At 70.9% G+C, this 13841-nt stretch carries 13 protein-coding genes and 2 pseudogenes; 10 read left to right on the plus strand and 5 right to left on the minus strand.

The annotated features are described in order from the left end of the window. Positions 1 to 739: pseudogene (locus ND748_RS13580) on the plus strand (hypothetical protein); the annotation flags it as partial. Between the two features lie 24 nt (positions 740 to 763). On the opposite strand, the gene ND748_RS13585 reads toward ND748_RS13580, so the two are convergent. Together ND748_RS13585 and ND748_RS13590 are read right to left on the minus strand one after the other, a co-directional pair. Then, positions 764 to 1261, minus strand: coding sequence for a DinB family protein (locus ND748_RS13585; RefSeq protein ID WP_251746165.1), 498 nt, complete (start codon positions 1259 to 1261; stop codon positions 764 to 766). Positions 1262 to 1432: 171 nt separating this feature from the next. Then, positions 1433 to 1921, minus strand: a complete 489-nt coding sequence (locus tag ND748_RS13590; RefSeq protein WP_251746166.1) for a MarR family transcriptional regulator — start codon at positions 1919 to 1921, stop codon at positions 1433 to 1435. A gap of 115 nt (positions 1922 to 2036) precedes the next feature. On the opposite strand from ND748_RS13590, the gene ND748_RS13595 reads away from it, so the two are divergent. Next, positions 2037 to 2648, plus strand: coding sequence for an NAD(P)-dependent oxidoreductase (locus tag ND748_RS13595; protein WP_251746167.1), 612 nt, complete (start codon positions 2037 to 2039; stop codon positions 2646 to 2648). A gap of 108 nt (positions 2649 to 2756) precedes the next feature. On the opposite strand, the gene ND748_RS13600 is transcribed toward ND748_RS13595, so the two are convergent. Beyond that, complete coding sequence (locus ND748_RS13600) at positions 2757 to 3521, minus strand: class I SAM-dependent methyltransferase (protein ID WP_251746168.1); 765 nt, start codon at positions 3519 to 3521, stop codon at positions 2757 to 2759. A gap of 160 nt (positions 3522 to 3681) precedes the next feature. Here ND748_RS13600 and ND748_RS13605 point away from each other — a divergent pair, with 160 nt between their 5' ends. The 5 genes and pseudogenes from ND748_RS13605 to ND748_RS13625 all read left to right on the plus strand — a co-directional run bounded on the left by ND748_RS13605 (position 3682) and on the right by ND748_RS13625 (position 8799). Then, positions 3682 to 4467, plus strand: coding sequence for a TetR/AcrR family transcriptional regulator (locus tag ND748_RS13605; RefSeq protein ID WP_251746169.1), 786 nt, complete (start codon positions 3682 to 3684; stop codon positions 4465 to 4467). A 243-nt stretch (positions 4468 to 4710) separates the two neighbouring features. Continuing rightward, positions 4711 to 4902 (plus strand): annotated as a pseudogene (locus tag ND748_RS13610) (ferredoxin); the annotation flags it as partial. Positions 4903 to 4976: 74 nt separating this feature from the next. Beyond that, complete coding sequence (locus ND748_RS13615) at positions 4977 to 6242, plus strand: FAD-dependent oxidoreductase (protein ID WP_251746171.1); 1266 nt, start codon at positions 4977 to 4979, stop codon at positions 6240 to 6242. Continuing rightward, a complete protein-coding gene (locus ND748_RS13620; protein WP_285902063.1) occupies positions 6242 to 7582 on the plus strand; it encodes an NAD(P)-binding domain-containing protein in 1341 nt (446 codons plus the stop codon). Before ND748_RS13615 ends, ND748_RS13620 begins: the two co-directional genes overlap by 1 nt. Beyond that, positions 7582 to 8799: a cytochrome P450 gene (locus ND748_RS13625; RefSeq protein WP_251746172.1), complete on the plus strand. Its 1218-nt coding sequence runs from the start codon at positions 7582 to 7584 to the stop codon at positions 8797 to 8799. Before ND748_RS13620 ends, ND748_RS13625 begins: the two co-directional genes overlap by 1 nt. Before the next feature lie 44 nt (positions 8800 to 8843). On the opposite strand, the gene ND748_RS13630 is transcribed toward ND748_RS13625, so the two are convergent. Both ND748_RS13630 and ND748_RS13635 read right to left on the minus strand, forming a co-directional pair. Next, positions 8844 to 11171 carry a LamG domain-containing protein gene (locus tag ND748_RS13630; RefSeq protein ID WP_251746173.1) on the minus strand — a complete coding sequence of 776 codons (2328 nt, stop codon included), beginning with the start codon at positions 11169 to 11171 and terminating at the stop codon, positions 8844 to 8846. Then, positions 11168 to 11527: a hypothetical protein gene (locus tag ND748_RS13635; protein ID WP_251746174.1), complete on the minus strand. Its 360-nt coding sequence runs from the start codon at positions 11525 to 11527 to the stop codon at positions 11168 to 11170. The genes ND748_RS13630 and ND748_RS13635 overlap by 4 nt, the downstream gene beginning before the upstream one ends. Before the next feature lie 219 nt (positions 11528 to 11746). On the opposite strand from ND748_RS13635, the gene ND748_RS13640 reads away from it, so the two are divergent. The 3 genes from ND748_RS13640 (at position 11747) to ND748_RS13650 (ending at position 13711) form a co-directional block, all read left to right on the plus strand. Continuing rightward, positions 11747 to 12391 carry a hypothetical protein gene (locus tag ND748_RS13640; protein ID WP_251746175.1) on the plus strand — a complete coding sequence of 215 codons (645 nt, stop codon included), beginning with the start codon at positions 11747 to 11749 and terminating at the stop codon, positions 12389 to 12391. A 282-nt stretch (positions 12392 to 12673) separates the two neighbouring features. After that, the gene (locus ND748_RS13645) at positions 12674 to 13348 is read left to right on the plus strand and encodes a cysteine hydrolase (RefSeq protein WP_251746176.1); all 675 of its coding nucleotides are present in this window, start codon (positions 12674 to 12676) and stop codon (positions 13346 to 13348) included. Positions 13349 to 13354: 6 nt separating this feature from the next. Then, positions 13355 to 13711, plus strand: a complete 357-nt coding sequence (locus ND748_RS13650) for a hypothetical protein (protein ID WP_251746177.1) — start codon at positions 13355 to 13357, stop codon at positions 13709 to 13711. Positions 13712 to 13841: the final 130 nt, after the last annotated feature.

The following is a 13841-nucleotide window of genomic DNA, read 5'->3' on the forward strand; positions in this document are numbered from 1 at the left end:
GCTGCCACCGGCCGCCCCGCCGGGCGGCTTCGCCCACCCGCCGGGCAGCCTCGCGCACCCACCGGGTGGCATCACACACCCACCCGGCGGTAGGGCACACCCACCCGGCGGCATCGCACACCCGCCGGCGCAGCGGAAACCCGGTCCCGCCGTGGGCCGTCGTCTGGTGCCCTGGCTGGCTGTTCCCGTCGGTGTCGCCGTTCTCCTCGCGCTGCTGCTTCCGCGGCTGCACCGCGCGGGAAAAGACGACCCCGACACCGGTGCCGGCTCGGCCGCTCGCCCCGCCGGTTCGCCGAGCCAGGGAACAGCGCCGGCCAGCACTCCCACGCCGACCACGGATTCGGGCCCGGAGCCACCCGTCCCGGGAACGTACGCCATCAATCGAGACTTCGTCAGTGACGGTTCCTGGCGGGTGACCCTGACGTCCATAAGCGTTGGAAACAACGGCACGATGCGGGCACTCATTCGCTACCAGAAGCTGGCGAAGCAGTCCGCGCTCTCGTGCCCGAGCGTGCCTTCGAGCAATGCCGCGAGTCTTGTCCTGGCCGACGGTACGCGGGTGCCGCTCATCGCCGATTTCTGCTCTCAGAACCTCGGCAAAACGCAGTGCATAACGTTTCCCTGCACCCACGTGAGCTGGGGCGACTTCCCCGTCCCGCCGGACCGCAGGGCCGCCTTCTCCCTCGCCTGGTACTCGTGGGGCAGCGTGACCGGCATACGTCTCGGTTCTTCCCGCTGACACGTGCCGGTCAGGGCTGGCGCGTCAGCCCTGACCGGCCCTGACGATGTCACCGTCATGGTGGTGGCATTCGTGCAGCGCGCTGCGGGCTACCAGAGCGACACTGACGACCCGCCCGTCGACGTCGACCGTCCGGCGTGCCAGGTCCTCGTCGAGCTGGGTCATCGTCTCGCGCAGGCGGGCGACCCGGCGTTCGAACTGGCCGAGGAGATCGGCCAGGTCGCCGTTGTGGTAGTCCGCCGCGGCCACGGACGCGTCGGGGTCGACGGTCGGGATCACCGGGGTCTGCTCGGCGGCGGCCCGTTCGATCAGCCAACGATGGAAGGCCATCGACTCGCGCAGATGCCCGAGGTACTCGATCGGCGACCAGATGCCTGGACCCGGGCGGTGGCGCACGACGTCCCCTGGCAGGGCCCGCAGATGCTCGACGATCCGCTCGGCGACCGGGCCGAGAGCGACGGCGACCTGCCCGACCCCGACCGCGGACGCGTCGAAGTCGCACTCGCTGCACACCTGCTCCACCGTCGGCTCCTCCTCCCCCTGCTTCCTCGGCTTCCCCTGCTACATCGGCTTCCCCTGCTTCCTCGGCTTCCCCTGCTTCCTCGGCTTCCCCTGCTTCCTCGGCTTCCCCTGCTACATCGGCTTCCCCTGCTACATCGACCCCCGGCCACCTCCGCGGGCAGCCGCATCGGGTCAGGGCTCGCGGGGGGCAGCCGAGGCGGCCGCCCGGCAGGTGAACTGGTTCGGGTCGGCCCCCGCCTTCGCGAGCAGCGCGTAGAGGTGTTGCTGGTCGTCCGGGGAGAGGCGGGCGAGCGGGGAGCCCGCGGTGAAGGCCTGCACGAGGCGTGCACGCACCTCGACGCCCCGGCGAGTCAGGCTGATGATCTTCTGTCGGCGGTCGGTCGGTGCCGGTCGCCGCTGGATCAGGCCGCGCTGTTCCAGCCGGTCCGTCAGGAACGTCACGGTGGACGGGTCGCAGTTCAGCGTCGCCGCCAGCGCGCGCATGGAGGGCGGCGGCCCGTCGGGGTCGAGCCGCCACAACGCGCCGGCGAGCGCCTCGGTGAGATCGAGTTCCTTCACCAGGTCAGCGGCAAGGTCGCCGGTCACGGCCGCGAGGGTGACGACCTGCTTGACCACGGCGTGGATCAGCGAGTCGTCGGAATACCCGTCGGCGTCGCCCACCCACCGACACTACCTGGAGCATCCAGAACTTGGAGAATCCGAAACTTGACCACTCCAAGCATTATGTCTGATACTTGGAGTCTCAAACTTTCCTCGTCGAACGAAGGGATCGGGCATGCATCTGGCGGTCTTCGGCGGTACCGGACATACCGGGCGCCACATACTCGACCAGGCGCTGGCGCAGGGCCACACGGTCACCGCGCTCGCCCGCGACACCGGCGGTCTCGCCGCCCACGAACGCCTGCGGCCGGTGGCCGGAGACGTCCGCGACGCGGACATCGTGAAGCAGGTCGTCGCCGGCAGCGACGCCGTGCTCAGCGCGCTGGGCCAGCGCAGATGGGGCAGCACGGTCTGCACCGACGGGATGCGCACCATCCTGGCTGCGATGCAGGACCATGGCGTGCGGCGGCTGATCGCCGTCAGCGGCTACGGCGTGGCCGACAGCCGCCACCGCAACCTCTACGTCGCCATCGCCCGGGTTGCCATCAGATCCCTGATGCGCGACAAGGAGGGAATGGAGGAGCTCATCAGGGCGAGCGCAACCACCTGGACCATCGTGCGACCGGCCCTGCTCACCGGCGGCCCGCGCACCGGGGACTACCGCACGGGCACCGACCTGCGCCTGACGATCACCTCGACGGTCTCCTACGCCGACGTCGCCGACTTCATGCTCGCCAGCCTTACCCGGGACGCCTTCGCCTGCCGTGCCGCCGCCATCGCCTCGTAGCCCGCCGGCCGGGCAGGTCACGTCGCGCCCGCCAGTCACCTCCCGACCACCATCGACCGTGCTTTCCGCTCGGATGGGAAGACCGGCGCCGGTCAGAACCGTCGGGGATCAGCGATACGCGACCACAATGAGGCGTGGGCTCGCCGAGGACAACGGCTCGCCGCCCTGTCCGCAGCCATCCACCCTGACGAACCCGGCGGCCAGCAGCCAGTCACGTAGTTCGGTAAAGGTGAACAGCCGAACGAAGAATAGTATGCGACGGGTCTTGCCGCCACGAATCACGGTTCGCTCCGTGATGATTCTGCCGGTCAGGGGTTCCAGCCGGTTGCGGTCGATGAGCATGCTGCCGTCCCGCTCGACGACGAGTGCGGACTGGAACTCGCGCACCAACCAGTCGCGATTGTTGAGGTCCAGAACGACCCGTCCGCCAGGCTTGAGGGCGCGGGCAATGTGGGCGAGGACCTGCCTGTTGGCGGTGTCATCGAAGTAGCCGAACGAGGTGGACCAGCTGATGATCCGGTCGAAATGCTCCATCCAAGGAAGTGCACGGACGTCCCCCTCGACGTAGTCCACGTCGACACCTCGCTCGGCGGCGTCGCGTCGGGCATGTTCGAGGAACAGAGACGTAGTATCCAGGCCGGTCAGGCGGCAGCCACGAGCCGCCAAACGGTTGGCGATCCGGCCGTGCCCGCAGGCAAGGTCCAGTACGGCCATGCCGGGCTCGAGTTCCAGCAGTTCCCAGATGAGCTGCGTCTGGGCGTCGCTGCGAGGATCCGCGAGGCGGGTGGCGTAGAAGTAGAGATAATCCTCATCGAACAGACTCTGTGCGTCGAAGGTGCTCGTGGGACCGTCTGGCGACCCTGTTTCCGTCATATCCGCATCTTGCACTACCCGTTCCCTTAGGTTTCGCGCCCAGCGGCAGAACGTAGACGCCGACGGTCGGCTGCCCATCTACCACCTGCCACCTGCCACCTGCACACAGTCCGGGAGCGCGGATCGGCCCGGCGTACGCTTTGAATGGAGGTGGAGCCCGATGGCAACCGCGCGGTCCCCGAGCGGCGGGCCAGACGGCTCGGGCCGGGCGCGCAGCCTGCGGGGGCAGGGGGAGAAGCTTCGTCGGGAGATCCTGGCCGCGGTCAACCGCCTGCTGGTGGAGTGGGGCAGTGCCGAGAAACTGACGATGCGCGCGGTCGCCAAGGAGGTCGGTGTCGCGGCGCCGAGCATTTACCTGCATTTCCCCGACAAGGCGGGGTTGGTCTGGGCGGCGTTGTCCGACAAATATGACGACCTGGTCGCCAGCATGATGCGGGCGGACGCGGCCAGTGACGGCGCTGATCCCCGCGAGCCGCTGCGGGCGCAGACGCATGCCTACTGCCGCTTCGCGCTGAGCAACCCCGGACACTACCGGCTCATGTTCGAGGTGCCGCAGCCGACGGTCGAGGTCGCGAGAATCAGCGAACATCCGGCCCACGGCGTCTCGGCCAGTTTCCGCGCCGGTTTCCGGCACTGCCAGGAGGCCGGGTATGCCCTGTCCCTGCCGGTCGAGCAGGCGGCGCAGACCCTGTGGGCGGGGCTGCACGGCATGGTGACGCTCCATCACAGCCTCTTCCCCGACGAGTCGACGGAGAGCCTGACGTTGCAACTGGCCGATGGCCTGCTCGACTCTCTCGTCGCGAACACGCCGGGCGCCTTGCCGCCCTTCCGGTCCGCTCCCCCGGAAACCGCCGCCTCGCGCCACCTCAGGGCCATCCTGGCCGGAAGTGCGGACCGGCCCGGCGACGGAGATTCATCGGCCGGCATTCTTGGCACACATGAATAGGTCAGAATTTCCAGCGGCGAATCCCAAGACGACATCGACAGGCCACGGCACAGAACGGTCGGTGTCCGATTGAACGGTAGATGTCGCAGTTAATTCGGCACGGTTTGCCTACCCCGGGAGTCGTGAGTACAGTCCGACTTAACTTAGTTAGGTGACCGGGGTCGACAGGTGACCGAGACCACGAAATCTGCCAGTCCCCCGGTCGGCGAAGCCCCACGGAAGGGGCTTGCCCGGAGGTTTTCCATGAAGGTTTCCGTTGATGTCGACAAGTGCTGCGGCGCGGGCCAGTGCGTGCTCGCCGCCCCGGACGTCTTCGACCAGCGCGACGACGACGGCATCGTGATCCTGCTCGACGCCGCCCCGCCGGCCGACCAGCACGACAACGTGCGGAAGGCCGCGGCGGTCTGCCCGGCCGCCGCCATCGAGGTGCACGAGGCCGGCCTGCACGGGACCGACCTGCACGGGACCGACCTGCACGAGATCGGCCTGCACGAGATCGAGGTGCAGGGGTGAGCGCCGCGGCCCCGTCGCGGGTCACTGTCGTCGGCGCCTCGGCCGCCGGTGTGAGCGTCGCGGAGGCGCTGCGGCGCGACGGCTACACCGGCCGGCTGACACTCATCGGCGACGAACCCCACCTTCCCTACGACCGGCCCCCGCTGTCCAAGCAGCTGCTGTCCGGCGCGTGGGAGGCCGACCGCCTGCGGTTGCGCAGCGCCGAGGCGCTCGACGCGCTCGGGCTCGACCTGCGGCTGGGCGCCGCGGCCGTCGCCCTGGACACCGGGGCGCGCGAGGTTGCCCTGGCCGACGGCAGTCGGGTCGGCTACGACGCCCTCGTCGTGGCCACCGGGGCCGCCGCCCGTCGGCTGCCGGGCACCGACGGCGTCGCCGGCGTGCACGTCCTGCGGACGCTGGAGGACGCGCTCGAGCTGCGCGAAGAGCTGCGGCCCGGACGCCGGCTGGTGATCGTCGGCGCCGGTTTCGTCGGCGCCGAGGCGGCCGCCGTGGCCCGCGAGGCCGGCACCGAGGTCACCATGGTGACCGATGCGGCGGTGCCGCTGGCCGACGCGCTCGGCCCCGACCTGGGCACCATGCTCGCCCAGGTCCACGCCGAGCACGGGGTGCGGATCGTCGCCGGTGCTCCGGTCGACGCCGTCCTGACCAAGGATGGCCGGGCCAGCGGGGTGCGGCTGGCCGACGGCCGTGCCGTCGAGGCCGACGCCGTACTGGTGGGCATCGGCGCCCGTCCCAACACCGGCTGGCTCGCGGCGAGCGGCGTCCCGGTCGGGGACGGGGTGGAGTGCGACGCCACCCTCCACGCCGGTGCGGGCGTGTGGGCGGCGGGCGACGTCGCCTCGTGGCCGCACCCGCGCACCGGTGAGCGCATCCGCATCGAGCATCGCGCGAACGCCGCCGAGCAGGGCCTGGCCGTCGCCCACAACATCCTCGCCGGGCCGGAACACGCAACCCCCTTCGATCCGGTCCCCTACGTCTGGTCCGACCAGTACGACTTGAAGATCCAGATCTATGGCCGGCCCCGGGGCTGCGACCAGGTACACATCGTCGAGGGCAGCCTCGCCGAGCGCCGGCTGACGGCGCTGTTCGGCCGCGACGGCCGAGTCCGCGCCGCGGCCGGCGTCAACATGCCCCGGGCCACGCGCAGGTACCGCCCACTGGTCGCCGAGCGGGCCCCATGGCCGCGCACGGCCGACCCCGCCCCGATTCCCGGCGCACGCCAGGCGCCCAGCGCGGATCAGGTCAGTGGAAGGGAGGCGTGATGGCGGAGACGAAGACACTGCGGGCCGGGGTGGTGGGCCTGGGGATGATCGGTGGCGGGGTCGCCGTCAGCATGGCTCGGCGCGGCCGGGTTCCCGCGGTCCATGACGTCCGGCCGAACGCGTCGGCGGGCCTGCCCGGTGTCGGCGACCCGCTGGGCTCGCCCGCGGAGGTGGCGAGGAGCAGCGACGTCGTGATGGTCGCCGTCGTCACCGCCGACCAGGCACGCGACGTCATCGGCGGGGAGAACGGGCTGCTGGCGGGCGCACACCCGGGGCTGACGATCGTCCTGCTGTCCACCGTCGCGCTACCGGTCGTCCACGAGCTCGCGGCGTTGTGCGCCGGGCACGACGTGGGCTTCCTGGACTGCGGAGTGACCCCCGGTGACCGGGCGGCCGACCACGGCCTGGTCGCCATCGTCGGCGGGGAGGAGGCCTGCGTGGAGGCCGCGCGGCCCGTGTTGGACGACTGGGCGAGGCGGGTCGTGCACTGCGGCCCGCTCGGCGCCGGGATGGCCACGAAGATCGCCCGCAATGTCGTCACCTACGGAAGCTGGCGCGCCGTGTTCGAGGCGACGGCCCTCGCGCACGCCGCGGGCGTGAACCCCGCCCGGCTCGCCGAGGTCATCGACACCGCCGACCCCGAGGGTCATACCCTGCTCGCCCTCCTGCGGCTGCGCGACGGCGGCGACACGCTGCCCGAGGCGGCCGGGCGGAAGATCCAGCCACTGATGACCAAGGATCTCGACGCCGCCCACGACCTCGCGGCCACCCTGAACGTCGACGTTCCCCTCGTCGAGGCGGCCCGGACCCACGCCGACCAGACCCTCGACCAGCACAACCAGATCGACCAGCACGACCGGGGTGACCGGGGTGACCGGGACGCCGCCGTCTCCGGCGACGGCCTGCACCGGTACGGCCTGGAGATCATGGACCGCGTCTACGGCCCCGGGTTCAGCGCCGGCATGCAGGACGCGCGCGACCCCTTCACCGACCAGACGGTGGACTACCTGTTCGCCCAGGTCTGGGCCCGACCCGGCCTGTCCGTGCGCGACCGCCGGCTGCTCACCCTGGGCGTCGCGGCGACCGTCGGCCGCCCCGAGCTCGTCCAGATCATCGCCACCGGCGGGCTGGTCAACGACGAGCTCACGCCCGACCAGCTCCGCGAGGCCGTCCTGCACCTGGCCGCCTACACCGGCTGGTGCAAGGCCACCGCCACCCACGCCGGCGTCACCGCCGCCATCGAGACCCACACCACCGCCAAGGCCAACGGTGCCGCCGAAGCCCGCCCTGCCGCCGAGGCCAACGGCGCCGCCAAGGCCAACAACACGAAGGAGCAGTGATGACGACACAGCACCTCATCGACCAGCCCGTCGCCCGCGACCCCGTCCACCCCCTCGACCCGCCCGCGTCGTACACCGAGCTGCGCGAGAACCAGCCCGTCGTCAGGGCCCGCTTCCCCAACGGCTCCACCGGCTGGCTGGTCACCCGCTTCGAGGAGGGCAGCCAGGTCTTCAGCGATCCCCGCCTGAGTGCGAGGCGCACCCGCCACGACGGCCCCGAGGGTGAGCGGGCCGAGACCGGCGACGACGCGCCGTTCGACGCGGGTTTCGTGATGATGGACGAGCCCGACCACGGCGCCTACCGGCGGTTGCTCACCGCCCACTTCACCCCCAAGGCCGTGCAGACCAGGCTTCAGCCCTACCTGGACCGGATCGTCGCCGAGCATCTCGACGCCATCGCCGCCGGACCCGAGACCTTCGACTTCGTCCAGGCCATGTCACTGCCCATCCCGTGCCTGGTGATCTGCGAACTGCTCGGCGTCCCCTACGCCGACCGCGACGGCTTCCACCACGCCACCGAGACGATGATGGACATGGGCGTCAGCCGCGCCGAGCGCGACCGCGGGGCCCGCTGGCTGGTCGACTACGTCACCGCGCTGGTCGCGGACAAGCGCCGCACCGGCGACACCGAGGGCATCCTCGCCGAACTGATCGGCAAGGCGGACGCCGAGGGGTCGATCCTCACCGAGCGCCAGCTCGTCGGCCTCGGCGTGCTCCTGCTGTTCGCCGGGCACGACACGACGGCCGCGATGATGGGCCTGTCCACACTCACCCTGCTCACCCACACCGAGCAGCGTCGGGACCTGATCGAGCACCCCGAGCGGATCGGGACCGCGATCGAGGAACTCATGCGCTACCTGACCATCGTCCAGTTCGGCCTCGGCCGGGTCGCCGTGGCGGACCTGGAGCTCGGCGGCGCCCACATCGGCAGGGGTGAGCTGGTCGTGGTTGCCATGAACGCCGCCAACCGCGATCCCCGCGTGTTCGCCGACCCCGACGCCCTCGACCTCGACCGCGCCATGGTCCGTCACCTGGGCTTCGGTTACGGCGTCCACGCCTGCCTCGGCCAGAACGTCGCCCGCGCCGAGCTGAGGACCGTCCTGCCGGCGCTGTTCCGGCGATTTCCCGATCTGCGCCTCGCCACCCCGCTGGCCGAGGTCCCGATGGACTTCACCGGCACCAACTACGGCGTCCGCCAGCTCATGGTCACCCGCTGAGCAGCACGGCGGCACCGATCCGGACTCCCGATCCGGACTCCCGGTCAGGCCGACAGGCGACCACCTAGCCGATGTCGGTCGACCGGGTGGCTGGAACCCTGCTTCAGGAAACGATCGAGAACGTTGGCGGTGATCCGCGAGACGTTGTTGTCACAGTCGTTGTGCGAGAGGCTTCCCGCCCAGGCGATCGAAGAGGTCGAAAAGACAGCACCGCCGGACTCGGTCTCGACCAGGGTCATGTCCGCCCGGACATCCCGGTGCTCACTGCCGCCGAGCCCCGGGTACATGAACCCGATCTCCTCCACCACCAGCAGGTAGGAGTCGTCGTGGTACTCCGAGGATGCGAGCAGGTACGTGCCCGGCGGGGTGCCCAGGCGGACGTCGGCACGGTCCAGTTCCTGGCCGGCCGCGCCGCCGCGCTCCAGCCCGAAGTCGCCGATCAGCTCCTCCTCGCCCACCCCGGAGAAGACCCAGGACACCGCTGCCTCGGCACTGTCCGGCATCCGCCGGTAGTACGAGGACCCGGTGAACCCCTCCGCCGTGAACCCGACGCCGAACACCTTCTGCGGTGCGCGGCCGCGGTTGCGCCACAGCCCGCCCTTCTCACCGGTGGTGGAGTGCAGGGTCTCCCCGGGCGCGGCCTGCCAGGCCCGGGAGCCGGCCTCGCCCTTGCGGACCTCCATCACCCAGGGTTTCTCGGGGTGGAAGGACGTGACCCAGTAGAACCCGTTGCCGCCCATGTACATCACGCGCCCGCCGCCGCCGAGGTAGTCCTCGTACGCGTCGAGCATCGGCTCGGAGGTGTACTCGGGATGGGTGCCGGTCATGACCACCCGATACGGCCGCATCGCCGCCACGCCGCACCGGTGGACGTCCTCGTCGCAGATGACGTCGAAGTCGTATCCCTTGTCGGTGAGCCAGTTGACGAGATAGAGATCCGCGGGGAACTGCCACGTCCCCATGTGTGTGAACCGGTACCGCGGGCGCATGTTCAGGATCGGCCGGCGCCGCGAGGTGTAGGCGACGCCGCTGCCGTCGGCATGCAGGTCGTAGGTGGATCGTCCGAACGCGCCGTGTTCGAGCTGGAACACGTCCAACGGCTGTACCAGGGGCGTGTGGCCGCCGACGGCCTGCCCGAGGGGTGACCCACTGGACAGGTGCTCGTTGGCGTAGGCCTGGTAGCTGGCGGTGGGCAGCAGCAGGGCGATCGCCTTCTCGTGCCCCGGGGCCGGGCCGACCAGGAACGGCACGTGGTCCTCGAAACCGCCCGCTCGCAGCCGCAGGGCGTACACCCCCGAGGGCAGGTCGGCGCCCACCGGCAGGGTGCAGGTCGCCGCCCAACCGGTGTCGTCGACGTCGTCGACGTGGAGATGTACCGCGCCGTACAACTCGGGGTGCGCCGTCCAGTCGTAGGAGGAGCCGTCCCAGTTATGGGCGGTCACGGCCCGGGTGGGCATGTTCACCAGCCTGCCGGTGACCCGGGTGCCGCCGTCGGGGCCACCGCCGGGGCGGATCTCGGTGCTGTCGATCCGGGCGGACAGATCCCACCAGGCGGTGAGCCCGTCGGTCACCGTCGGCGCGTTGCCGCTGGTGGCCAGCCGGCGCACCTCGTCGCCGGTCAGGGCCCGCCGGTAGACCGCCGGAAGCGCGATCTTGCCGTTGTACGCCCCCCGCACGACGGCCCCGTCGGTCGTGTCCAGGGCGCCGAGGAGCAGGTCGACCGCCGGGATCTCCGGCGGGCCGCCCAGCGCGCCGGAAACCTGCACCACGTCGTTGGCCACCAGCGTGCCGAACCGGCTGTTGTACCGGTTCGCCACCGGAACCGCGGTCACGGTGGCAACGCCGGTCGCGCCGTCCCAGCTCGCCGCCAGGGCGTACCAGGTGGCGACCCGCAGGCCGGCGGGCGCGGTGAGGCAGCGGGCATCGCGGCCCGCGCCGACGACGACAGCGGGCCGCAGCCCCTCGGTCAGTACCAGCGCGACGCCCGTCGATGCGGCGGCGTCCCAGGCGGACAGCACCGGCTGCCGGGCCCCGTCGGCGGTGGGCTGGACGAAGGCGAACAGGGTCAGCGAACCGTCCGGTGAGCGCAGGATGTCGCGGGCGCCGGGAAGCCGGCCGTACGACCCGACCTGCGGCGGCTGGTCCACGAGCGGGTACACGCCGTTCACCTCGGAGTCCAGCTCCGTTTCGCGGAATCCCGGACCGCCTGGAGTGGTGTCGCCGTGACGCAGCCGGACGAGGTCTGCTCGAAAGGTCTCGGCGCCCTGTCCGCTGACCCGGAAGGTCAGTTCCTGACCGGGGCGGACGATGATGTCGTCACAGTAGCCGAGAACCCAGATCGGGAAGGAATCCGCCATCCCTTCGCCGCTCATGAGACGACACCGAAGACCTGCCGGAGCCGGCGCAGGAAAACCGCGTGTACCGCCTCGCCCTCGGTAGCATAGGGGCCGGTGACCCGTTCGGTGCGCAGACCCGCCGGGGCGGTGGTGAATCGGGATACGTACCACCGCTCGTCGCCGCCGTACTCGACGATCAGCTTTCCCGGAATGGCGAACGATCCAAGATAGGTGAGGACCCGGCGGAGCGCGTCGCTGTGCTGGCCGAACGGCTGGCGCTCATGCTCCGCAATGAGTTCGGGTGTCAGCGTCGGCCGCAGGTCGACGTACATGCGTTCGTGAAAGCGCGCGGCGACCATCCCGTCGAGTGTCTCCTGGCTGGACAGCGGCACTGTATCCCTCCTCGCCGTCAGAACCCCTCCCGCGCCATCAGAACCCTGACCGCGCCATCAGAACCCCGCCCGCGCCCCCGGGCCTGACTGGTTCCGATGTCTCCTGGCTGGCTTCTGGTCGCGGGTGGCGCGGCGCCGGGCGGCCCCATCCCGGCGGGTTGTAACGGGGTTGTACCCGGCAGCCCGTGGAAGCAGTCGGCAGCGCCCGCATCGACCGAGATGCGCCAGCCGGACGACGCGGAGCGGAACCGCATCGGGGCGATCTCCCGGTCGGCGGCGTCCATGGCCCACCGCCCCGGTGCACGGGGCGGAAATCAGGTTCACAGCCACCCACAGGTTTACCGGTCTGACCCGGAATACCTCGACATCGACCGCGGTATCCGCGCGGAGAATGCCAGCGGGCCCGGCCGGGTGGTGGCGGCGTGTGAGTTGTTCGACGGCCGGGTATACCGACCATCACGCCGGCATGTATTTCGATGGCGTCGGAGGTGTGCCATGCGCGGACTGTCAAAGGTCAAGGCTCTTTTCCTGATTGCCGGGACCGGAGCATCACTGGCCATAATCCCGTTGACACCAGCCAGTGCCGGTACGATCAACAATCCGCTGACGGTGACCGGAACCGTCAGGTGCAAGCCCCCCGGCTCCGCCGAATCACTGAAGATCACCGGCGGCGGGGAGGCGCACGGCACGTCCGTGGGTTCCGGCGGACAGTTCTCGCTGTTCTTCAGCAACCCGCAGCTTCCCAGCGCCGCGGTTGCCGAGGTGCGATGCGATATCGCGGGCACCAGGACCTACCGGAACACGCCCTTCACCCTGCATCGACCGTTGACCGGGCAGACCCTCGTCGTCAACCTCGTAGCCTGACCTGACCTGACAGGCAGACCGGCAGACCGGCAGACCGGCAGACCGGCAGACGGATGGTGCGCACCCGAGTGGGGGCGCACCATCCGTTAGCCGACAGGTCGCCAGGTCCCAGTGATCACGCTGGTCCGCCGAGCAGACGCGCACGCGCCGGCCTGACCCGTGCAGCGGGCAAGTGCGTACGCGGGCTCCGAGCAGGTGATAGGACTGATCTGGTAAGCGATTTACGCCAAGGTTCGGGCGCGTCGGTCGCATCCCGAGGGGCTGGACGTCCGTGGGGGTGCGATGAGCACAGACACAGGCCGGATGTCCTCGATGAGCCGGACACCATGGCCGAGGACCGGGATCGAGCCAACGGCGACCGCCGTGGTCTGCGTCGAGTGCCAGCGCGGTGTGATCGGCGGCGATTCGATTCTCCCCGCGCTGAACACGGTTTCGGGTGCGCTCGTCGACGGGCTGCGCCGCCTCCTGCCGGCCGCCCGCGCCGCCGGCGCGACGGTGGTCCACGCGACGTTCCACGGGACGGCTGACGCACTTGAACCCGGCAGCGCCCCGCTGTGGCGGGCGATCGCCGGGCCGACCGCCGGCTGGTCGGCCGGCCATCCCGACACCGAGGTCCTGCCCGGACTGCTGTCGCCGGCGGACCTGATCATTCCCCGCCGCCACGGGCTGTCCCCGACCTGGCGGACCGAACTGCTGCCGGTCCTGCGCGGCCGGGGCGTGCGCACGATCGTGCTCACGGGCGTCTCGGTCAACGTCGCCCTGTTGCTCGCGGCGGGCGAGGCCGTCCAGGAGGGATTCGGGGTCGTGGTACCGCGCGATGCCGTGGCCGGAACCCCGGCCGACTATCCCGCCGCCGTCCTGCGCCATTCGTTCGGACTGCTGGCGACGGTGACGACAGTGGCGGACCTGACCGCCCGCTGGCAGGACACCGCGTCCCCGGCGATCCGGGAAGGCTGACCCGCCGTGCCCGACTCACCCGTACCGCCCGGATTACCTGCGCCGCCCGACTTATCTGCGGACCCCCTCCCCCTCGTCGACGAGGCGGCGTTGCGCGCGTTCCTGGCCGACGTGGAATCGCCATACCGGGAGCTGTCGGTGAGCCTGCTCGCCGGCGGCGCCGCCAACCTCACCTATCTGCGCCGCCTCGATGACCTGCCGTACGTCCTGCGCCGCCGGCCGACGGGGCCCGTACGGCGACAACACGGCCGCCCGTGTAGTGCGGCTCGCACGCCCACCGGCCGCGGCCAGCGGCAGGATGGTCCCCGTGACCGTTGCCGGTCCACGGTCACCCGCCGCGGACGAGCCTCCTACCGCAGGTGAGCCCTCCACCGAAGGCGTCCTCCCGCAGCGAGGGTGCGTGGCGCCCGAGCCTGGCCAGGCGAGGAGAGTCGACCCGGGTGGAGGGTCGCCGCGCTCGCGCCCGCGCCGCGTGGCGCGCGCCGCCGGGGCA

This window comes from Frankia sp. AiPs1 (assembly GCF_023716945.1).
Lineage (GTDB): Bacteria > Actinomycetota > Actinomycetes > Frankiales > Frankiaceae > Frankia.